A 21,211-nucleotide genomic window follows, 5' to 3' on the forward strand; every position below is an offset into this window, starting at 1 on the left:
GCTGCCGATTCCTCAGTGGGGCGGCCGCGGACGGCTCCAGTCCTGCGGCAGTGAGGTGATGCCACGCGCCCGGTCGATGTGCTCGGCGATCTTGAGCGCGGCGTCGAGTTCGCTGATGCCATGCTGCTGCATGAGCTGGTAACGCTCGGCTTTTTCTTCCGGTTCGGTTTGCGCGAGCGCCAGGTAGAGGCTGGGCGGCACCGCGCGAAACAGCAGTTCCATGCTGCGCGACAGAATCACCCCCTCCGAGAACTTGCCGGCCTCTTTGCGCGCCGAGAGCATCAGGGCTTTCTGCGCCGGGGTGAGTTCGCGGAACCTGGCGATTTTTTCCACCTCGTCTGGCGGCATGCCCAGACACAACCACCACTCCATCATGTTGAGCATCGGCTCGGCGGCTTTGGGCAGGTCGTCCAGGTTCTGCGTCGCCAGCCAGAACCAGGCGCCCAGCTTGCGCCACATCTTGGTGATCTTGACGATGTAAGGCGCGAGCAGCGGGTTTTTGGTGATGATGTGGCCCTCGTCAGTGACGTTGATGATGGGTCGGCCGAGGAACTGGTCGCGCTCGGCGAGGTTGTTGACCGTGTTGATCAGCGAGATGTAAGCGATGGAGAGCTGCGCGTTGTAGCCCTCGCGGGCATAGGTGGCCAGGTCGACGATGGTGATGTCGGCCTCGGGCCAGGGCGTGCCGGGGCGGTCGAACATCTCGCCATCGCTGCCCTGGGTGAACATGTCCATGGCATCGGCCATCTCCAGCAACCGGGCCCGGCGCAGCTCGGGCAGGCCGGTGTCGCGGCTGCGCTCGCGCAGCGCATCGCGTACATCGCGGGTGAGCACCGTGCGCTGCGCGTCGACGCACAGCCGAGCGGCATCGAGAATGCATTGACGGATAAGGCTGCGATCCGCGCGCGTCATGCGCGCTTCTTCCTTGTCTTCTCCACCGGTGATCATCAGCCGCGCGGTGATCTCCAGCTCGCCGAGCACGTCGCGCTGCTCGTCGCCCTCGGTCGCCGCGTGGTCTTCGTCCAGGGCATCGGCATCGAGCGTCTGTACCTGGCTGGGTGTTTCCACCAGGCGCTGGGCGTCGGCAAAGGGCGCCAGGCTGACCCCGGCACCCGGCGCGAGCTTGACCCGGTGCACGCTAAGGCCCAGGCGTGCGGCGAAGTCGCCATACAGGCCGAAGGAGTTGCCCGCCTCGACGATGAACAGCCGCGGCCGGTAGATGGCCGTCACCTGGTTGAGCAGGTTGTTCAGCGTGGCCGACTTGCCGGAGCCGGTCGGGCCGGCGAGAAACAGGTGGGCGTTCATTTGCCGGTCGAGACGATTGAGCGGGTCGAAGGTGATCGGCCCGCCGCCGCGGTTGAACAGGGTGATGCCAGGGTGGCCGGTGCCCTGGCTGCGCCCCCACAGCGGCGCCAGGTTCACCGCGTGCTGGGCGAACATCAGCTGGGTGTACCATTGCTGCCGGTCTTTTGCCGGGTCGTAGACGCAGGGCAAGCCGCGCAGGTAGGTGTTGAGCGGGGCCACCTCGTCTTCTTCGCGCACCGGCTGCAGGCCGGCGCCGAGCAGCACGTTGCCCAGTTGCAGGCCGCGGGCGTCCAGTTCCGCCTGGTCGCTGCCGCGCAGGTAAAAGGTCAGTGCGCTCCGGTACAGCTTGTGGGCGCTGCCGATCAGGCTGCGGGCCTGTTGTACATCGGCGCGGGCCTGTTCCGAGGCGAGGGTGTCGCCCACGGCCTTGCGGCCCAGGTGGTTGAGCTGCGCTTCGAGCACGTCCTGCGGGGTGATGACCAGCGTCAGGCACTGAATGGTGTCTTCCGGCAGTTGATCGAACAGCGCGTTGATCGCCTCGCCCTTGCGGGTTTCGCCGGTGACATGGCCTGTGCTGGGTGGGGTGCGCAGGCGGTCGACGGCAATGGCGCGGTGCGGCATGCCATCGAAGTACCACAGGCCCGGCTCAACGTTCGAGCGCGGCTGGCTGAAGAACAGGCGCTGGCTGAAGTCCGTGCCGCTGGCCAGTTCGACCTCGCCGGGCTCCTGCTCGTCCGGGTAGCGGGTCAGGGCATAGAAGCGTTCGCGGTCTGCGGCGGTATTGCCGAGCTGGGTCGGATTCGGGTTGAACCAGCGCAACAGCCAGGCGTGGATGTCCGCCGCGCCCAGCCGGCGGGTGCACACACCGGCGTGGGCCAGGCCGCCGATGAGGCGCTCGCAGACCCGGTTGAGCGCCTGCTCGGGTGTCTGCCCGCGGCGCTGCGGGACCTGGCCGACCCGGCGGTAAACGACCAGCCGGGTGCGCCGAGTCTGCCCGCGCCAGGGCAGGCGGGTGACGGTGTGGTCCTCGAACAGCCCGCCCGGCTTGGCGATGGCCTGCAGGTGGTAGGCGAAGAAGCGCAGGTAGAACTCGGTGAAGGCGCTGTCTTGGGCGCGCGGCTGGATGTAGGCGCGCAGCGCGTCGAGGTAGCGCTCCCAGCAGGGGTCGTCCTGAGCGTAGAACTGCACGACCCAGGGGTTGTCTTCCAGCTCGTCGAAGGCATCCTGCAGCACGTTTTCCAGAGTGTCGCGGACCTGCAGCAGCCAGGCCGGCTCACGCCCCTCGGTTCCGACCGGGAGCAACTCGTAGAAGGCGGCGACCGAGGCGCCGTCATCCAGCAGCATGCACTGCGACTGCGGCAGGTACTCGGCCCACGGCAGCAGGTCGGCAAACGAGGGCGCCACGTTGTAGAGCGCCTGCTCATCGGCCTGGGTAGCCGGCCGCTGCGCGCTCTGTGCAGCGCCGGGCTCGGCAATGCCGTGGGCGTGCAGCTCGGCGACGTGGCGTGCCCAGGCGTCTGCAGGGGGCGTGAGTTGTTCAGCCTGCGGCCTGCGCTTGAATCGCGTCCAGGCCATCAGTAGTCCTCCAGCCGTTCGCCGGGCAGGGCGTACTGCACCCGCTGGTACAGGGGAAATAGGGTGGTGTAGCCGGGCACCGGCACCGGGTCGCTGCCGGCCAGGTGGGGGAACACGTACATCAGCAGATCGGGATTGGGCAGGCGGTGGTACTGCCGGTAGATCTCGTTCTGCGCCGTGCGCGTGTAGCGGGCCTGCACGGCCGGTGCGGCCTGGACATCGGCCTCGCTCAGCGGCCGGCGCAGGGCCTGGCGCGCATCGAGCAGTTGCCGGGCGCTGCCGCCGCCGGTCTCGACGTTCCAGATATCGAGCATGCTGCGATTGTCGTGTGGCAGCAGTTCTTCCTTGCTGGTGGCGCAGCCACCGAGCAGCAGCGCCATGGCCAGTAGGGCCAGGCCGTCAGTCCAGGTCTTGCGCATGGGGCAGCCCTCCAAGGCGGTGATCGACGCGGCGACCGGCGGGGTCGTAGTCGAGGGTCAGGGGTTGTTCGAGGTGCACGGCGACGCGGGCGCCGGGCTTGACGTAGACCGCCGCGAACGCCTGGCCGTAGAGCTTGTTGACCCAGGCCGACATGTCCTGCACGCCGCTGGCGAGGATGCGGCCCATGGCTTCGTTGGCGCCGATGCCCACGGTGCCGACCGAGCCGTTGCTGCTCATGTAGGAAACCTGGCCGCTGTCGGCGTCGATCAGCGAGGCGACGCCGGCACCGGCTGCGGTGATCAGGGCCTGGGTGCCGAGATACTGCTGGGCGTTGCTGCGCCGCTCGCCGGAGACGCAGGGGATGCCATACGGGTCGCTGATCCAGCCCAGACCGTCCTGGGTGTCAGTGCTGCTGTTCTGGCGGTTGCTGCCGCGCTCGTCGTCTTTGGGCAGGGTGCGGATGGTGCCGTCCTCGAAGACGAAGGTGACCGAACGGATCTGCCCGCGCACGCAGGATAGGGTCCAGTCGCCCGATGCCGTGCCACTGACCACGGCACCGGCCACATCCGGAATGTCGATACCGTTCGCGGTGAGGTTGTCCCGCCCGATCAGGACTTTGAAGGGGTAGGGGTCGTTGACGGTGCCATCGATTGGGACGCGGCCGATCAGCGCCGTCATGGCGATCGAGCCCATCAGGGTAGAGTTGGTCGGCACGGTATAAACCGCTGTGGTCTCCTGCACCCCCGCGGCGCGGCGGCCGGCGTCGACGGCGGAGCTGGCGGTGCTTTCCAGCGTCTTCTGCGCCGGCCCGAAGCTTGTCGGAAAACTGAAGCTGCCGACCGTGCCAGTGGTGCGCGACTGGCCGTCGTCGCGCCGATCCTCCGGCTCGATCCAGCGCGGGGTATCGCCCGGCAGGCCGTCGCTCGGCTCGAGACCCAGGCCGACCGGAAGATCGGCGTGGCCCTCCGTGCCGATGGCATCGAACCGCTGCTGCAGTTGCTGCAGCATGCCCTGGGTTTGCTGGCGTTCGTTGCTGAGCTGCTGGCGATCCTGGTGCAGCTGGTTGCGCTCGCTGTCGAGCGCACTCTGGATGCGCTGGTCGATGGCCCCTTCGCGTTGGCGCAAGCGTTGGTTCTCGTCGCGCTGCACCTTGTTGTCGCTCAGTGCGGTCTGCAACTCGGTGCGCAACTGGCGGACCTGGGCGACCAGCGTCGCCACGGTGTCGCGCGGGGTGTCGCCCTCGATGCCGAGCGCTTTGGCTTCATCGGGCGTAAGGCGGCTGGCCTCTTCCGCTGTGCCGGGCGCGTCGCTACCGGCGGAGAACAGCTTGACGGCGACGAACACCAGCAACAGCGCCAAGGGGATCATCAACCACTTGAGCAGGCCATTACTGTGCATCGCGGCCTCCTAAGGGTTCGGGCAGGTTGAGGGCCGCGTCGATGGGGGCAATGGCCGGCAGCAGGGCTTGCGCCAGGCCATGTCCACGGGTGACGAGGTAGGCGACGGTGGTGTCCTCCGGCGTGCCGCTCGGTCCCAGCGTCGAATGCTGGAAGGTCGCCGTGAGGAAGTGCCCCTGCAGCGCGCGCGGGTCTAGTTCCAGCCAGTGCGCGCTGTTGTTGCGCAGGCGCACGGCGCTGACCCACAGGTTGTCCAGCCGCCAGGCCGCCAGTGCCTGCGCCTGGACCGGCACGGTGGGCAGCAGGGTGTCGAGCGGCAGGTCGCGGCGCAGGGTGACGCGCACAACGCCCGGCACCGGTTCGACAGTGCGCAGCGGGGCGTAGAGGTTCTGGGCGGCGAAGCGGGTCAGGATCACCGGCTGCGGTGTGGCTCGCACGGGTGGGGCTGCCGCGGCACTGCCGTCATCGGCAGCGGAGGCAGCCGCGAGAGATGCGGCTGACGCGGCCTCGATGATGCGCACCGGCTCCAGAGGCGGCTGGCCCTCCTGGGCGGGTTCGGCGGCGATGTCGAGCAGCATCACCGTGCCGGTGTCGGCATCCTGCAGCTGCAACCGAGTCGGTTCGATCGGCTCGCTGGCCAGCAGGTAGATCGCACCAGCGGCGCTCTGCACACGCAGGCGATGGCCGAGCGAGGCTGGCACGCCGACGCGGATATTACGCTCGACGAAGACGACGCGTTCCTGATCGACCCGCAGCGGCAGGGCCATGGGCAGGCGCTCCCAGCGTAGAATTTCGGTGGCCTGGGCGATGCTGAACGGGGCCAGCGCGAACGCCGCGAGGGCCAGGGGCAAGAGGCGGTTCATGGCGTGCTTTCCGGGACGGGGGCGGGCGTGGCCGCCGGATCGACAGGGCTGGCAATGCGCTGCGGCGCGCCTTCGTAGCAGTCGATGACCAGGCCGAACGGGTTGCGCTGCGGGTCGACGTCGCTGCGCAGGACCTTCAGCGGGTAGCGCACCAGGGCGCGTTTGACCTGCTCCGAGGCGTAGTACTCGTCGGCCGTGACATCCAGGTTCACCACCCATTCACGGGTGGAGACGGTGCGCACGCGCAGCGTGGGGTTGTCACCGTAACCGCGACCGGGAATCTCGTAGATGCCGCGCACGCGCCGGCGCAGCTCGCCGCTGTTGCGGCGGTACTCGTAGTCTTGCTGGAGGAACGCCTGGCAGGCGGGCGTGAGGTAGGGCGACAGCGCGTGCAGGTTGCGCGGGTAGTCGTCGTCGCCATTGGTGGGCCAGCGCTGCAGCTGCTGCCAGACGTAGAAGGTGAAGGCGTACACGCTCTCGGGCGGTACGTCCCACCAGCGGCGCGTGCTGCCTGAACGCAGGTCTGGCGGCACATGGATGGTCAAATCGCGCGGCGCGTTCCACCAGCCGATGCTCATGACCAGTGCCAGCATGACCAGCAGACTGGCACCGATGCGCAGGGTCCTGATGTGGGCGTCGAGCCGTAGCACTTCGTTCTTGAACCGGCTCACGGCACCTTGCTCCTGCGTGTGCTCCAGTAACCGGAGCGGGTCACCAGCCGCTGGCCGTCGGTAAAGGTTGCGAGCGGCGGCAGATGGAGCGCGATCCACCACTGCAACTGCCGGTACAGCCAGGTCTCGGGACGGCCGCGCTTGAGCCGGCGCAGTGCGCCGCCACCGATGCAGATGCCTGCGCTGACCGCCAGCAGGATGGTCGTGGGGACGATGGCGATCGTCGCGAACATGACGGCCAGCGCCATGCCGCTCGCCAGGCCAATCAGCCCTGACAAGCCTGCGCAGACCCACAGCTCATTCGCCGTCAGCCCGCGCACCACCACCGGGTGACGGTTGAGACGGTGGGGCAGAAACAGCACCGTCCCGTCCGTGCGGATGTCTTCAGTCATCTCGGCAGGCCTCGGTTCAGAGCACGCCGATGGCTTCGGTCAGCAGCCAGATGCCCACCACCAGCAACATCGCACCGACCGCCACGGTCAGGCCGAACTGGCCCCAGGTTGAGCGGCCAATATGGATCTCCGCGTAGCGGGTGTAGGCGTGGTAGCAGACGCCGACGAACATCGAGGCGACCACCAACAAGGCGATCAGCATCACGATGTCGTAGCCGTAGTTCTGCAGCGTTTGCAGGATCCCCGTGCCGACCCCGCGCGACGGGTTCTCCAGGGTGGGCAAGGCGGCCTGGGCCGATGGCGACAGCGTGCCGAACAGCGGCAGCGCCGCCAGAACAGTGAAGGTGCGTGGGAGGAAGGTGCGGGCGAGCGGCTTCATCAGGACGACCTCTTACGAGAGCAGAAAAAAGGTCAGCACCAGGTACAGCACGACGAAGCGCACCACGACGACCAAGAACTGACGGTGGGAAAGCTGTTCTTCGGCCCAGCCGACGTAGGCGCTGCGTATCGCCCAGACGCCCCACAGGAGCAGCACGGCGAACACCGCACCGAGCAGCACGGTTGCCATCTCGGTCGGGGTGAGGCCGCTGTTGGCCTGGAACGCGGCGATCTGCGCGGTGTTCATGGCTCGGCCTGCGTTTCGAGAGCGGCGGCTGTCTGGCGGTAATCGCCGAGCAGCTCGGCGGGGTCGCGCGGTTGTGCGCGGGTCGGCGTCAGGTAGTCGCGAATACCGCCGCGTACACGCTCAAGGTCGGCGGCGAGCCGGCCGTAGTCGAAGTGGTAGCGGGCACGTTCGTCTTGCGCCTGCGCGGCCTGTTGCGCGACGAGGCGCTCGATACTGTCGAGTTGGCGCAGCGCGGCCGCGAGGCGTGCCTGTTCGGGCGTGGCATCGTCGGCGCTGGCGTGACCGGAAAAATACAGACCGAGCAGCAGCGCCAGGGGCAGACTGGGTGCGTGATGCCTGCTGGCTGGAGGGAGCAGTCGCTTGGACATGGGGCAATCCACGATTGGCGAGCAATGGCGAGATGCTCCTCAGCAATCGCGGGCGATGCTGCAATCAATGCGGGATTGGTCGTGATCGGCTTGTTGGCGACCCTGGCGCGGGGAGGCTGAAACACGTCGACGTGCGAGGTTTCCGACGGCCAGCTTCTCGCATTCGCGACAGGCGCCCATTCCGCGCCTGCCATTCAGGCGATGGAAAGTGAGGAAAAAATTGGCATACTGGACGGAAATAAGGATTTTCCATTTGGAGTGAGGAAAATCCTGGCTACCTGAACCGAAGAAAGGATTTTGTGATGAACGCCGCGGGTTACTCGCTTCTCATCCAGCAGCTGGGACTCTCGGCGGTACCGCTACGTCTGCCTGCCATTGTACAGCCGGTCACGCGAATAGAGCTGATCGGGCACACCTTGGCCGTGCCGCCGGGGATCGCACCCGCGCCGGATGACCTGCTGGGCCACGTATTGTTCGCCCTCAAGCACGAGGGCATCAACCTGGCGGTACTCACCCAGGCGCTGCCGAGAATTCCGGCCACAGCGTTCGAGCAGGCCTACCAGGCTGCGCCCAACGGGATCTATATCCGGAAGGCCTGTTACCTCAGGGAAGCCTTTACCGGTGAGCCCATCGCGCAGCATGCCCCGGTCCGGGTGCCGTACAGCCCGCTATTTGATCCGGAGCGCTACATCACGCGTCCGGGCGAGCGCAGTGCGAAATGGCGCATCGAGTTTAACGGCCTGGGTGATCTTACCTACTGCGCTACGGTTGAGCGGACCCCGCTCATCACCGAGCTGCTGGCCCATGACATCCTCGGCAGGGCCAAAGCCTTCATCGAATCGCTGCCTCCGATCATGATGGATCGGGCGCTTAACTGGGCCTACCTGCACGAGACCAAGGATTCCTTCGCCATCGAGCGGGAGGCGCCGACGGAAGACAAATCCCGGCGTTTCATCCAGCTGCTGCGCCAGGCCCATGAGCGCCAGCCGCTGACTGAGGACTACCTGGTGAGCCTGCAGAATGCGACGGTCTCCAACCCCCTCGATATGGCTGCAGCGTTCAGGCATGAGCAGAACCACCTCTCCGATGGTACCCAGGGGGCCGTTGGGGTGACGTATCTGCCGCCACCCCCGGAGCTCTGTCGGGAGCTGATGGAGAGCCTGATGGGTTTTGCCAATGAGGCCCCGACCCAGATCGATCCACTGGTGGCCGCCGGCATCATCTCGTTTGGCTTCGTGCTCATTCACCCCTTCATGGATGGGAACGGGCGTTTGTCTCGGTTCCTGATCCACCAAGCGCTGTGCCGCGCCGGCGCGCTGGAAAATGGCTTGCTGTTACCCGTTTCGGTGGCGATGAAACGCCAGGAACGTCAGTACCTGGAGACGCTGCAGTCCTTCTCCCGGCCGGTTCGTGATTTCTGGGACGTGCAGTGGATTGACTTCGGCCAATATGGTTTCGAGTTCCGCGGGGACAACGCGGTGTATCGCTTCTGGGATGCGACGCCCTGCGTTGCCTTCACCCTGGAGATGGCCAGGGTGGCGCTTGAAGTCGAGCTGCACAAGGAAACGGCCTTCCTGGCGTGCTACGACACGGTCTACCGGGCCGTGGACGAACGCTACGACCTGCGTGGGAGTGATCTCGCCAATCTGGTGATGATGTGCTTGTCCAATGATGGGATCGTCTCCAACAACCGGCGCAAGCAGTATCAGTACAGGGTTGCGGAAGAGGTCTTCGACTTCATCGAGCAGATGGCCCAGCAGGTGCTGGCGGCGCAGCGGGTCGAGGCCGAAGAAAAAATAAGCGACCGCTTGTTGCGTTAGAGATACTTTTTGAAACTTGCTGCGGTGATGTTCACCGCCAGGCCGAGCAGCGCCGCGCTCGGCAGTAGCACCAGCAACGGATGCACGCTGACAGGCAGGGTGAGGTAGAGGATCCACGGCAGGACGGCCAGCGGCATCAGGCTCGCCTTGGCACGGTGGTAGATGAACCCTGACTCGCGACCGGCACCGAACTTGCGGATATCTCTCCGCACCAGGCCATCGATCAGGCCGACGAAGGCGGCCAGCAGAAACAGCGGCAGCGTCAGCACCAAGACCAGCAGCCGCACCATGAACGTCAATATCGTGAACGCCGCAGCGATCAGGTAACGTTCGCTCCAGACGTAGACCTGGCTGATGTAGTAGCGGGCGTCTCGGGTATCGCCATGGCTGGGCGCGCGCGAGCGCGCCGATGCCTGGCTCATCCAGTCGAGCAGGCCGGTCTTCACGAAGAGCCATTGGTAGGCCCCCTCGACCAACTGGTGCGCGGTTCGCCCAGGCTCCTGCACCACCGCGCTGCGGGTGAAGTGGGTAGAGAGGTGATTCAGTTCGTAGTCGAGCATGCCCTGGGCGTGACGCCAGCCCTGATCGGGCCAGAACAGGTGCATGCCGGCGCACTCGATGAGGATCGACAGCAGCAGCGAGCCGATCAGCACGCCGAGCATGCGCAGCGGCATGGTGACGAGACTGGCGAACACGCCTTGCTGGCGGGCCTGTTCACGCTGGGTGGTGGCGGCTGGGTCCTTCATGGTCGCGCCTCGCCGTCGACGGCCGTGTCCGGATCGGCCAGGTGGCGAAAGCCGTCGAGCAGGTCGTCGGGCAGCGGCTGATCCTGCAGGCCTGGCAGGCTCTGGTTTTCCCACCAGTCGCCGGCCTCGGCATAGTGTTGGCGCATGTAGCCGGCGAGCTGCTGGAGGTCCTCGGGCAGGGCTTCATCCGGATCGGGGGCCGGAAGCGGCATGCGGATTTTCCACAGCTGGCCGCCTTGCAGCAGGGCAAAGGCCTGGCCTTTGGGCAGGCCGACCACGTGGGCGGGTTCGATCATCGGCACGCTGGCGGTGCTGATACGGTCCTGTGCGTTGGAGGTGAAGTCGGTCGGCCCGCGCACATCGGAGCTGTCGGTGGCGCCGCTGACCAGTGTCGTGGTGTAGACGTCTACTTTGGGCAACTGGCGGGTGAGCAGTTCGGCGGTTGCGGTTTCGCGCACCCTCAGCATGAACAGGTTGTTGAAGTTGCCGATGACCTGGCCCGCTTTCGCGCGGTTGCCGACACGCGCCTCGATGTCGCTGAGCGTCTGGGTGTAGGCGGTGACCTGCAGCCCGGCACCGCCGCCTTTGTTGACCAGCGGCACAAACTCATCGCCCATCAGCTCGTTGAACTCGTCCGCATGGACGTTGATCGGCACCCGGGCACCCGCCAGGGCCTCGGGCAGTCCATCGTCGATACCGAACTTGTAGATATGCCCGGCAACCGACACCAGATCGGCAAACATCGAGTTGCCGACGGCGGCGGCGACCTCGGCATCCGATAGCGCATCGAGGCCGACATAGACCACCGCGCGTTTGCGCACGATCTGCATCCAGTCGAAGATCGGCCGCGGATCGGCCAGGTCCGCGTAGTTCGGCGCGAGCAGTTGCGCGGTTTTGCCAGTAGTGAGCTTTTCCAGCAGCGGCAACAGGCTGGCGACGATCTTGTCGAAATAGGTGCGGTCGTAACGCACGGCGCTGCGCAGGCCGTCGAGCACCGGGTCGTAGACGCGGACTTGTGACAGGTACTGCTCCAGCGCGACCACGCGCTTTTCCCGGCCGATCATGTTGCGCGGGATGTTCTTGTCATTCAGCCGTCCTTCGAGCTGCACGATGATGTCCCAGGCCTTCGGTTCGTGCCGGGCGAAGTAATGCTGCGCGTACTCGATGAACAGCGCGTCGATATTGACCACATGGCGCTGGATCAACAGGTAGTCCGGGCGCTGGCCCAGTTCGACTAGGGCGCGGGCGATGATGTTGACGAAGCGCCAGGCGAACTCTCGAAACGCTGCGCTATTGCCCTCACCAGAGAGTTGCCCGGCGATGCGTGTGGCCACCTCCGAGATTCTTCCGAAGCGGCCCACGGCGTTGTAGCGCGCGCTGAAATCCGGCCAGCCCAGGTGGAAGACATAGAACTCGCGTTCGCGCCCGGTGCGCCTGGCTTCCACGTACATGCGCTTGAGCAAGTCGGCATCGCCTTTGGGGTCGAACACGATCACTACCTCATGCTCGCCGGCCGCGTTACGCCGCCGAATATCCTGGGTCACGAACAGCTCGGCTAAACGGGTTTTGCCGACCCGGGTCGCGCCCAGCACCAGCGAATGCCCGACGCGTTCGCCGAGCGGCAGGCTGACATCGACTTCGTGCGGCTCAATGCCATGCAACCGTGGCAGGCCGCCGACCGGCGGCAACGGGCGCAGCGGGTTGAGTGCGATGTCCCAGGCGGTGAGCTTGGCCAGCTTCGACAGCGGAAACGGCGCGAACTCCAGCCGTTCTTCCAGGCGGCGCGTCAACTGGTAAGCCGGCGTGGGTTCGACGTAGCGGCGAAACTCGGGCCGAAAGGTCTGCGTCAGGCGGTGCGTATGGCGTTGTTCCCAGCGAAATCCGCGGCCGATGAACAGGCGGTGCTGGCTGACCGGGACATCGCGGCTGGTCATCACGTAGCGCGGCAGACGGCGAATGTTGCGTCGGTAGCGCAGAATCACCAGCGCATCGCGCAGGCGAATCGCGCCGAAGGCGAGGAAGGCCAGGGCGCTGCCCAGGCCTATCGTTGGGTTCAGCGCGAGCGACCAGGGGGCCACCAGGGACAAGAGCGCGGCGGCGGCGCAGACTGCCACGGTGTACAGCTCCACGGCTGGCCGTAGCAGTACCTCGATCGCGTGGGACTGGGCCATGGCCGGCGCGTCACTGTTCGAGGCCGGTGGCCGTGATCAGCACCGGGTAGTGCCGCAAGCCGAGGCGCTCGGCAAGGTCGTCGCCGGCCACCGGTGACAGCGGCAATCCCGGCACCAGCGCACGTAGCGCGGCCAGGGATTCGGCCGAGCTGACGTTGACGACCAGGCCCACCGCGCCGAGTTCGCGCAGGCGCAGCGCCCGCTGCTGCAACCAGGCGCGCGAGTGTTGGTCATCACCGACGAGAAAAAACGCCGGCAGCCCCGGTGCCTCGATCACGCGACGCGCCACAACGCCAGGCGACAGCCGCGAGGAGCGCACAGGGAGCATGCTGGCTTCGTTGACCTCCCCAGCGGGCGGACGCGGCATCTCAATCCGTGGCGCGCTCAACCCGGCGCGCGGCTGCAGGTTCAGGGCCTCGTAGTACGGCAAGGCCGAGGTGCCGCCACGATCGTCGACGACGATCAGGGTGTCGGCCTGGGCGAGCATCGGCAGCCACAGCAGAGAGCGACAGGCAACGAGGACGGGCAGGGCGTTCATGGCAGGTTCCTCCGGGAGCGGATGGCCGGTCGGGGGGTGCCCAGCACTCGAGCCAGGTGCTGGCTGACGCTGTGGCGGTAGCGCGCAGCCGGCGCACCACCGGCGGGGCGGTGGTAACGGCCGATGGCGAGCAGCCAGTCCTCGCCTTCGACGTGCTGCTCGCGCAGGATCTCGGCGGCGATGGCCAGGTTGCGGTAGGGATCGAGCAGGTCGCAGGGCTGGGCGTAGCGCTGCGGGTGGTAGCCGAGATTGATCTGGCCGAGCCCCACGTCGACGCGGGTGGCCGGCGCGCGCTTGAGTGCCTCGCGCAGCCCGGTGCAGGCCTCGGCGCGGGTGGCGTAGCGCTGCGGTGTGCCGGCGACGTTGAGCGTCCACGGCCAGGGCACCAGGCGGCCACCCACGCGGGTGCCGCTCTCCTGTAACGCCACGGCGTACAAGACAGTGGAGGGAATGCCGGCGCGCTGCGCGGCGACCTGATAGGCCGGCGGGGGAATTTCCCGCGCCTGGACGCTGCCGACCCACGCACAGGCCAGCAGCGCGAGCACGGTGCGGCGCGACATTAGGGCTGCCGCTGCCATTGGCCGCCGACCTGACGCACGACCGCCGGCAAATCGCCTGACAGCCCCAGCGACACCCAACGGCCCGCGTCGTGATTGAGCGTAACCTGGCCGCTGCGCACCTTGGCCGGCTCGATGCCTATGCGCTGCGCCCAGGCGCGGATGCGCGTGTCATCGGCGCCGCTGTCGACGACGTAGATGTCGAACGCCATACCGGCGGCCTGCAGCCGCAGCACGGTTTGATCGCAGGTCGGGCAGGCGTCCTCGACGAACAGGGCGAGCCGTCTGCTCGCCTCCGGCACCACCGGCGAGAACGCCGGGCCGGCGTCGGGCAGGATGACGCGTGGCATATCGGCGTGGAGCCGCTGCCAGGCGTCGTCGTAAGCCCGTTGGTAGGCGAGCAACTTCTCCACGCGCTGCGCTTCGGCCGCGACTTGCAGCTCCGCGTAGCGCTGCCGCTCCTGGTCGGAGCGCGCCTCGATACCCAGCGCCGTCAGCGGGTCGATGTGCGGCGAATAGACGCCCAGCGGCCCCTGCATCAGATCGCGGTAGCGCGTCCATTCCTCGACGCTCAGGCCCCAATCCCGTGCATGCTGCTCGGCAGCGCGCTCGATGGCCATCGGTCGTTCGCGGCTGAGCCTGTTGTCGCTGCTGAGGGTTTGCGCGCCCTGGGCCAGGTTGCTGGTCAGCAGGAGGATCAGGGTGGGAACGATAGGGCGATGCCTCATCTGCCCCTCCTACCGCGTCGGAATCGACAGGCGATGGCTGTCGTCGCCGCGCCGGAATACAGCGGCATTGGGTTCGATGGCCTCAAGGTGCCAGCCGGCTTCGTCCTCGCCGGGGCGCAGCAGGCGAACCTGTGCGAGCGCGTTCGCGGTGGCCGGCAAAATCGAGAGAAACGGCTCGCCGGCGCGCAGCTCGACACCGATCACCCGGAATGGCGGCTCTATGGCCTTGGGTTTGGCTGGTGCGGCGGCGCGTGGGCGGGGCGGAGTCGGTGGTGTAGGCGGAGGCGCGCTGAGCCGCATTTCCAATCGTTCGATACGTGCTTGCAGCGGCAGCAGGTTGTCCGCTGCTGGCTGGCGACCGAGCGACGTCTCGATCGCACTGAGACGCTGCTCCATCGCCAGACGATCAGCCTCGTAGCGTGCCTGGGGCAGGGCGTCCGGTTGTTGCTGAGCGTGCTCAACCTGCTGGATCAGTTCAGCCAGGCGCTTCTCCAACACGGCGACCTGCCGGCTGGGTGCATGGGTTTCGACCTGGGTCGCCAGCCCCGACAGCGCGACGTGGTTGATCGCGACGGTGGCGCTGATCAGCAGCAGCCCGGTCACTGTGGCGGCGCGCATCAGGGTGCCGTGCTGGCGGGGGGCACTGCCTGGCATCGTCGTCATGGCTGCGGCTCCCCGGTTGCACCTTGCCGGGGAGCGCTATCAGCTATGGCCGGTGCCGATTCGGCAGGCGTTGCGTGAGGCTGGCTGAAGCAGACGCGGCGCGTGCTGTGGTCGATGTGCAGCGTTCGCGCTGGCCCCGCCAGGGTCAGCAGGGCATCACGCAGTTGCAGCGGGCCGAGGTGATAGTGCGCCGCTGGTAGCGGGAGGCTGCCCAGCACATCGATGTCGCCTCCGCTGCAGAGCTGGTAGCCGGAGCGACGCAATACATGCCGCAGCGCATCTCCGACGCTGGCGTGTAGGGTGCGGGGAATGGACACGTCGACCACCTGCAGCAGCAGATCCTGCTGGACGGCCGTCGGGGTCAGCTCGACAAGGGTATAGCGGCCGTAGCGGACGACCGGGACGTGCTTCGGTGCTGGAGCCGCTACTTCATCGGGAACGGGAGAGGGCGGTGGAGGCGTTGCGCAGCCGGCCACCAGTGCGGCCAGCAGCAAGCAACTGCGGTAGGAACGGATGGCGTGCATGGCTCGGCTCTCGGCAAGGTCGAGCCGAGACCATCGCCATTACGCTAGAGCGAATCAGCAAACAATCGGAATCGCTGTGTTGCCGATTTTTATGGATGACCGAAGCAGGCACTTGCCACAGACGGTGATTAAAAAATCATCAGATGAACCCGACACCCTAAGCGTCGAGCGCTTCGGATCTTATCGAAAGGGTTATGCACAGATTTTGTGGATAACTCGATGCGAGCTTGTGCGGTTGGCTGCCGAGCACTGATATTCGGCATAGTAGGGGGCATCGGCGAGGTCAGAGGGACTGGAGGAGGGCGCTAGCTGCCAGATGGTGTTCGGCAGAAAACGAGTCACAGCCGCCGGTCGCGATAGGCAAGAACCGGCCCATCCTCTCTGGATACGCAAGATACCCACCAAGAGACTCTGGCGTACCTGTCGGAATGTATGATTGAACCTAAAAGACAATTGGTTTTAGTGCTCGATCAATTGACACCAACCTTTATTCTTAGCGTACCGTAGTGGCAATACACTACTGCTCGGTAACTCAGCGCTAGGGTGACTGTTGGGCCAGCACGCGAGCTTTTTCTAGGATGACCATCACTCATGGATGATCTCGGTTTCGACTTCGGTAACGCTGTTGCGTGGTTCCCGCACGAGCAGGAGCAGCCGTACGTGCTGGTCAGGATGACTGCCCAGCACGTGGCGCTCTTGGAGGCGGCCATGGCTGAGCCATTGCGCCGTTGTTACATCACCGATGAGGTGCTTCAGGCTGCGGCGAATCGCCATGGTCTCACCCTTTCCGACGTTCTGGCTGGCAAGCTTCCGGATGCCGGGGCAACCATGGCTGGGGACTTCGGTGAGGTACTCGGCTACTTCTACCAGTCAGCCATGGAGTACCCGGGTAACGCTATAGGCCCCAAGAAGTGGCGGCTCAAGCAGGACAGAACCAAACCAGCGCCCAAGTCAGATGTAATTCACTTCATCATGCCCCAACGTCCAGCCGCCAGTGCCGCTGACCAAGTTCTTTGCGCTGAGGTAAAGGTCAAGTCCACTTCCGCCTCCTCAGATCCAATCGGCTCTGCTATCACAGACTGTGCAAAAGATCGCACCAGTCGGCTCGCGAGCACATTGGTGTGGCTACGTGAGCGCGCCATGACTGAGGAGCTTGGTGATGTCGACATTCCGCTTCTCAACCGGTTTATCAACGCGGTTGATCATCCACCTGCTGCTCTGCGATACAGGGCCGTCGCTGTCATCTGCGAAAGCTTTGTCACGGCGGAACTCAACAATGCGCCAGCCACGGCCAGTGACGAGTACACACTCGTCGTGATCTCAGTGCCGAATTTGCATGCTACTTACAATGCTGCCTTCGCAGCCGCGCGGGCGTCGGTGCTTTGATATGAGAGCTTCCCTCCAGACTTGGATCAATGACGCAGATATGGCCCGGCACTTGGGTCAGTTTTCCGTAGCCGCATTGCCTATTGAGCTTGCTCAGATCGGGAATCGTCTCGCCGACTATTACATCTCGCTCGTAGGAGAGCTGTTCGACGGAATCCACTCCACGAATACTCCCAGCGACGACTGGGCGCAGCTGGGAAATGCCTTTCTCCAGTTTTCGAAAGAAACACCTGCTGAGCAGGTTGAAGCGCTGGGTATCTCGAAGGATGAAGCAGCGCTGTTTGCAGCGGCAGCGTTCTACTTTGGCGACTTTCCAGCGTCCGCCTGCCTGGCGATGCGGCAGTCTAATCAACCCTCTGATCCACATAGCCCATGGGCTGCGTGCTATGACTTCCTGGCGCGTCCGGGCAACCTGGGATCTGAGACTGCCATCGAGGTGCGGGAGCACCTGCGCAGCGGCGACTTGCAAGGTCTTAGCGACAGTGTAGAGGCGAGCGCCACTGAGGCACGAAACGCGTTGGCGGATGGGCCGGAAACGTGGGTCGCAGCGGCCTTGCTCAGCCGACTACTGGCCCGTTTCCAAGCATCGAATATTAGGGCTGTGCTGCCGGAGGGGGCGACTGCTTTTTGGACGCCGCTGATCAATTCCTTCATTGATCGCAAACCATCGACCTGGGAGTTCTTCCCTTCTCAGATACAGGCCATCGAGAGGGGGCTGCTGGGCAACGCCGAGAGCTATTCGCTACAGATGCCAACAGGGGCGGGCAAGACCACGCTCTGCGAGACGCTGCTTTACTGGCACCTGAAGCGAAATCCGACTCACGTCGCGATCATGATCGTGCCGTATCGATCTCTGGCTTCGGAGCTTCGACACTCCTTGGTGCGTCAGCTGAACGGTCTGGGGATCGCCGCGCGCTGTGCCTATGGAGGAACGATTCCGACGGGAGACGAGGTGCATGGGCTTGATCACATCAACGCGCTCATCGCGACCCCTGAGTCGCTGTCCGGAATCCTCAGCGCTGACCCGGCGTTCGCCCAGCGGATATCGTTGGTCATTTGCGATGAGGGGCATTTGCTCGACAGCTCCGGCAGGGGAATTGGCCTGGAGCTGCTACTGGCACGGATGAAGGCCAGGCAGGGCAATCCGATCCGCTTCGTGTTCATGTCGGCCATCATCCCGAATATTGAAGAAATCAACGCATGGCTTGGAGGCGGCGAGAACACGGTCATCAGAAGCACCTATCGACCGGCAATCGCGGAATTTTCCGTCCTGCGATCCTCCGGCTCCGGGGTAAACAAATCCGTACGTCTGGACATGCACCCACATGCTCAGCAGCGGCAGTACTCGATCCATGGCTTCTTGGATCGGAGCAACTTTCAGTACGTGAATCCCCAAACGCGGCGAACGAAAACCTACACCTTCACGTCAACCAAGGCCCTGGCCGTTGGCGCTGCCCGAAAGGTGTTGTCGATGGGAACAACGGCGATTTTCGCCGCGAACAAGCGGGGCAACCAGGGGGCGATCGGCTTAGCGGAAGAGCTCATCAAGCAGCTAGAGTACCCGCTAGCACTACCCAAGCCTGTGGATTATGCGGATATCGAAGCGCTCCGTACGCGCATCGACTACCTCGAGACTGAATTCGGTGCTGGTTGGATAGGCGCAAGGTCGCTGCGCAATGGTGCTGTATTGCACCACGGTGATATCCCCCAAGAGACGCGCGAGGTTTTGGAGGAGCTATTGCGGGATCGGCGTATCCAACTGGTCATCTGTACCAGTACCCTCGCGGAGGGGGTAAATCTGCCGATTCGCTCTCTTGTTCTGTATTCGGTGCAGCGTCGCGTTGGCAGCGGACAGCCCGAGAACATGCTAGCCCGTGACATCAAGAACCTGGTTGGCCGGGCCGGTCGTGCCGGCGCCAATACCAAGGGCTTGGTGATCTGCGCAAATCCCGATCAGTGGTGGCTAGTTCATCCCGTCGCCACTGCTGGTGCAGGTGAGTCGGTGAGAGGCTCACTGCGTACCTTGATCGAAAATCTAGAGACATTCCTGCGAACCCATAATCTCGCGCTCGACAACCAATTCTTGGAGTACCAAGCAGTCATTCATCCGCTCATTGATGGTGTGGATGCCACTCTTATCGAGTTGATTGCGGAAGAAGTCGGAGATGCTGAGTTTCTAAGGCTGGCTGCCGACCTGTCTGACCATACGTTCGCGGCCCACCAGCTTCCTGCCGGCTCCGCCGTTACGCTGCGTACAGTGTTTGAGTTGCGAGCTCAGCGGCTGATAGCGCTGAGGGGCAAGGGCAAGATCGCCTGGCTGCGAGACACTGGAGCCAAGGTGCGTCTTCTGGAGTTCGTCGAACAGTTTCTGCTGCCAAGCAGGGCGGATTGGACGAATCCTGTCGATCCCGTTTCAGACGAGTTCCTCTCAGCGATTTTGGAGTGGGCCTGGCAGGACAGGGAGCTAAAGACAGACGTGGGTGTGGCATTTCGCTTGGGCGATGGCCAGGATCCTGAAAGCGTTAAGTTCAGGTTCTTCGAGATCATCCGGCAGTGGGTGCATGGCGCATCGTTCGCACAGATTGCCCAATCAACCCAGATGGATGTTGACGACATCCTGGGAATTCACGCTCGCGCGATCACCTACTCGTTGCAAACGTTGGTCGAGCAGGGCATCTCTCTTCTTACTAGACTGTTGCTCGAACACGGCAGTGTGGTGAACGAAGGGGTGCCGGCATTCGTCGATCATCTCAAGTTCGGTGCACCCTCAAGTATCGGAATCCTGCTGGCTAATGGGGGAGTGCGGCATCGAAAAGCGTATGTCGAATTGGGTAATGCGATGCAAAACCTTACCCCTCCAGTCCAGTCAGCGAGTGCTAAGACAGTAGCACTGCGATCACTTGAGAATTACTCAGAAGGATGGCGTGGTGCATTGGGCGAATTCGTTTTCTCCAACACTATGACTGATGTCGGTAGGGTCGGGTGAGTGGGTGTCACACAATAAAACCCTAGGGCGATGGATGAATGGCGGTCGGATTTCGGCGTTGCTACGTAAAAACCAAGGCAGCTCTGTCTTCTGAGCGCACCAGATTTCAACGTCGCTCACGCTCTTTCACGGGCAAAAATGGCGACGGGACTTTTTCAACAGAATCGGCCGATCGCAGGCGCTCGCTGGCGTCCGCTATCGGCCAAAGCGGACGGTTCCGCATGGGCTTAGCAGACCTACCTTGAGGCTGGAGGCGTCTACGAAGCTAGTGGCGATTTACCCGTTGATCCGCCATCCACAGATCAGAGCCTTGCGCGGCCGTGCACCGACTGCCAACGCTATGGTGCAGCTGTACTGCCAGCGGGGATCGAGAGTGTCTTGAAGGTTTCTATTTTCTCCGACTCCAACTCTTTCAAAATAGTTTCCTTCGCATCATTTTTATCGATAGACCGCCCCGCGTTGTCGAAGCTGATTTGCTTTATCCGCAATTCAATCTCGCTATCCTTTTTCTGAGCAGCAGAAAACTCCGGGAAGCCAAGAGAAATTACGCAATCGCCATCAAGGCCAGAAGTACTGAAACGAAACTTGGCATCAATTCGGTGCAGGAACAAGCTGGGGCGGTAGGAGACATCCGAAAGGAAGTCAGAGTGCTCAAGACTGAAGCCTTTTAAGTCCAGGTTCCGAATCTTTTCTTTCATCCAGTCCAGTGCAGTAGGCAGGAGGATATCTGGGTCGGGCGAAATGCCAATATCTACGACTTCCACAAAGGACAAGGCGGTCAGTCTGCTGTGCTGCGTGAGCCCTAAGAGGTAGTTAAACCTGTTTGCGTTGGTAAAATCACAAAAGCGAATTGAGGTGGCCTGTTCACTCTCATTGATCTGTTTGACCGACTTGAAGTGTGAAATCAGATGCCTCGCCATCGCTTTGTTTGTCGTCCTTGTTTCCGGCGCAGTATGAGTGAAAATCAGGATGAGCTCGTCTTGAGCTTTGTTTTTCTTAATCTCGATGGAGCCCTTGAAATTTTTGTGCGAGTCAGCCCAGCTCTTGGAGCGGTCTATTCGCTCCAAAAGATAGTCCATCCGGATTGTGTCGAGGTCTTTGTTGACTGGATAGAATTCGGGCGTCCCTAAGACCTTGAAGTTAACAAAGTCAAGATCCAGCAGCTTGTTGACGTCCATGGCGTCAGGGATCGCGTCCAGAAGCGTTTCTTGACCTTGCCACTTGATGGTCTGGGTGGTGATTTTCGGGTTGTCTTCCTTGGTTGTGTAGGCAAGCTGGAGCTGAGAAAACTCGCTGGGCCGGATCAGAGATAGGGTCAGAGCAGGGATAGAATGCTCTTTTTCTGAACTGTTGATGAAGACGCCACGGCTCTTCAGGACTGTTTTGATATCGCCAGCGCTGATATAGGGCTGAGCAAGATAAGTACGCAGCGCTTCGCCTTGGGGAAGGATAGAATCTATATTTTGATTGCTCACG

Annotated in this window: 20 protein-coding genes; 3 read left to right on the forward strand and 17 right to left on the reverse strand. The window is 63.7% G+C overall.

The window, feature by feature from the left end; all coding sequences use genetic code 11:
* Positions 1-12 precede the first annotated feature (12 nt).
* From K787_RS0111705 to K787_RS0111745, 9 genes are read right to left on the reverse strand one after another with little or no spacing between them, the layout of a single operon-like run.
* Positions 13-2,880: a conjugative transfer ATPase gene (locus K787_RS0111705; RefSeq protein WP_022962993.1), complete on the reverse strand. Its 2,868-nt coding sequence runs from the start codon at positions 2,878-2,880 to the stop codon at positions 13-15.
* Complete coding sequence (locus tag K787_RS0111710) at positions 2,880-3,299, reverse strand: TIGR03751 family conjugal transfer lipoprotein (protein WP_022962994.1); 420 nt, start codon at positions 3,297-3,299, stop codon at positions 2,880-2,882. The genes K787_RS0111705 and K787_RS0111710 overlap by 1 nt, the downstream gene beginning before the upstream one ends.
* Complete coding sequence (locus tag K787_RS0111715) at positions 3,280-4,698, reverse strand: TIGR03752 family integrating conjugative element protein (RefSeq protein WP_022962995.1); 1,419 nt, start codon at positions 4,696-4,698, stop codon at positions 3,280-3,282. The genes K787_RS0111710 and K787_RS0111715 overlap by 20 nt, the downstream gene beginning before the upstream one ends.
* Positions 4,688-5,560 carry a TIGR03749 family integrating conjugative element protein gene (locus K787_RS0111720; RefSeq protein ID WP_022962996.1) on the reverse strand — a complete coding sequence of 291 codons (873 nt, stop codon included), beginning with the start codon at positions 5,558-5,560 and terminating at the stop codon, positions 4,688-4,690. The genes K787_RS0111715 and K787_RS0111720 overlap by 11 nt, the downstream gene beginning before the upstream one ends.
* Positions 5,557-6,231: a PFL_4703 family integrating conjugative element protein gene (locus K787_RS0111725; protein WP_022962997.1), complete on the reverse strand. Its 675-nt coding sequence runs from the start codon at positions 6,229-6,231 to the stop codon at positions 5,557-5,559. The genes K787_RS0111720 and K787_RS0111725 overlap by 4 nt, the downstream gene beginning before the upstream one ends.
* Positions 6,228-6,623 carry a TIGR03750 family conjugal transfer protein gene (locus K787_RS0111730; protein WP_022962998.1) on the reverse strand — a complete coding sequence of 132 codons (396 nt, stop codon included), beginning with the start codon at positions 6,621-6,623 and terminating at the stop codon, positions 6,228-6,230. Before K787_RS0111730 ends, K787_RS0111725 begins: the two co-directional genes overlap by 4 nt.
* A 16-nt stretch (positions 6,624-6,639) precedes the next feature.
* The gene (locus K787_RS0111735) at positions 6,640-7,002 is read right to left on the reverse strand and encodes a TIGR03745 family integrating conjugative element membrane protein (protein ID WP_022962999.1); all 363 of its coding nucleotides are present in this window, start codon (positions 7,000-7,002) and stop codon (positions 6,640-6,642) included.
* Positions 7,003-7,014: 12 nt separating this feature from the next.
* Entirely contained in the window at positions 7,015-7,248 is a 234-nt protein-coding gene (locus tag K787_RS0111740) for a TIGR03758 family integrating conjugative element protein (RefSeq protein WP_022963000.1), read from the reverse strand.
* On the reverse strand, positions 7,245-7,616 hold the full coding sequence (locus tag K787_RS0111745; RefSeq protein WP_022963001.1) for an integrative conjugative element protein, RAQPRD family: 372 nt from the start codon (positions 7,614-7,616) through the stop codon (positions 7,245-7,247). The genes K787_RS0111740 and K787_RS0111745 overlap by 4 nt, the downstream gene beginning before the upstream one ends.
* A 302-nt stretch (positions 7,617-7,918) precedes the next feature.
* Here K787_RS0111745 and K787_RS0111750 point away from each other — a divergent pair, with 302 nt between their 5' ends.
* Complete coding sequence (locus tag K787_RS0111750) at positions 7,919-9,436, forward strand: Fic family protein (RefSeq protein ID WP_022963002.1); 1,518 nt, start codon at positions 7,919-7,921, stop codon at positions 9,434-9,436.
* Here K787_RS0111750 and K787_RS0111755 read toward each other — a convergent pair.
* The 7 genes from K787_RS0111755 to pilL2 are packed head-to-tail and all read right to left on the reverse strand — an operon-like array spanning position 9,433 to position 15,363.
* On the reverse strand, positions 9,433-10,182 hold the full coding sequence (locus tag K787_RS0111755) for a TIGR03747 family integrating conjugative element membrane protein (RefSeq protein ID WP_022963003.1): 750 nt from the start codon (positions 10,180-10,182) through the stop codon (positions 9,433-9,435). The genes K787_RS0111750 and K787_RS0111755 overlap by 4 nt on opposite strands.
* Positions 10,179-12,353 (reverse strand): type IV conjugative transfer system coupling protein TraD, encoded by a 2,175-nt coding sequence (gene traD, locus K787_RS0111760; protein WP_022963004.1) that lies wholly within the window; start codon positions 12,351-12,353, stop codon positions 10,179-10,181. The genes K787_RS0111755 and traD overlap by 4 nt, the downstream gene beginning before the upstream one ends.
* A gap of 10 nt (positions 12,354-12,363) precedes the next feature.
* Complete coding sequence (locus tag K787_RS0111765; protein WP_438827709.1) at positions 12,364-12,840, reverse strand: integrating conjugative element protein; 477 nt, start codon at positions 12,838-12,840, stop codon at positions 12,364-12,366.
* 47 nt (positions 12,841-12,887) lie between these two features.
* Positions 12,888-13,469 (reverse strand): lysozyme family protein, encoded by a 582-nt coding sequence (locus K787_RS0111770; protein WP_028614877.1) that lies wholly within the window; start codon positions 13,467-13,469, stop codon positions 12,888-12,890.
* Entirely contained in the window at positions 13,451-14,176 is a 726-nt protein-coding gene (locus tag K787_RS0111775) for a TIGR03759 family integrating conjugative element protein (RefSeq protein ID WP_022963007.1), read from the reverse strand. The genes K787_RS0111770 and K787_RS0111775 overlap by 19 nt, the downstream gene beginning before the upstream one ends.
* A 9-nt stretch (positions 14,177-14,185) precedes the next feature.
* A complete protein-coding gene (locus K787_RS0111780) occupies positions 14,186-14,839 on the reverse strand; it encodes a hypothetical protein (protein WP_022963008.1) in 654 nt (217 codons plus the stop codon).
* Positions 14,836-15,363, reverse strand: a complete 528-nt coding sequence (gene pilL2, locus K787_RS0111785; RefSeq protein WP_022963009.1) for a PFGI-1 class ICE element type IV pilus protein PilL2 — start codon at positions 15,361-15,363, stop codon at positions 14,836-14,838. The genes K787_RS0111780 and pilL2 overlap by 4 nt, the downstream gene beginning before the upstream one ends.
* Positions 15,364-15,954: 591 nt before the next feature.
* Between pilL2 and K787_RS0111790 the strand changes: the two genes are divergently transcribed.
* Both K787_RS0111790 and K787_RS0111795 read left to right on the forward strand, forming a co-directional pair.
* Positions 15,955-16,749 (forward strand): Hachiman antiphage defense system protein HamA, encoded by a 795-nt coding sequence (locus K787_RS0111790; RefSeq protein WP_022963010.1) that lies wholly within the window; start codon positions 15,955-15,957, stop codon positions 16,747-16,749.
* A 40-nt stretch (positions 16,750-16,789) separates the two neighbouring features.
* Positions 16,790-19,735: a DEAD/DEAH box helicase gene (locus K787_RS0111795; RefSeq protein ID WP_235801931.1), complete on the forward strand. Its 2,946-nt coding sequence runs from the start codon at positions 16,790-16,792 to the stop codon at positions 19,733-19,735.
* Between the two features lie 338 nt (positions 19,736-20,073).
* Here the strand turns inward: K787_RS0111795 and gapS4b are convergent, their stop codons facing one another.
* Positions 20,074-21,210, reverse strand: a complete 1,137-nt coding sequence (gene gapS4b, locus K787_RS0111800) for a GapS4b family protein (RefSeq protein WP_022963012.1) — start codon at positions 21,208-21,210, stop codon at positions 20,074-20,076.
* Between the last annotated feature and the right edge of the window lies 1 nt (position 21,211).

Source organism: Halopseudomonas pelagia CL-AP6 (genome assembly GCF_000410875.1).
GTDB classification, from domain to species: domain Bacteria; phylum Pseudomonadota; class Gammaproteobacteria; order Pseudomonadales; family Pseudomonadaceae; genus Halopseudomonas; species Halopseudomonas pelagia.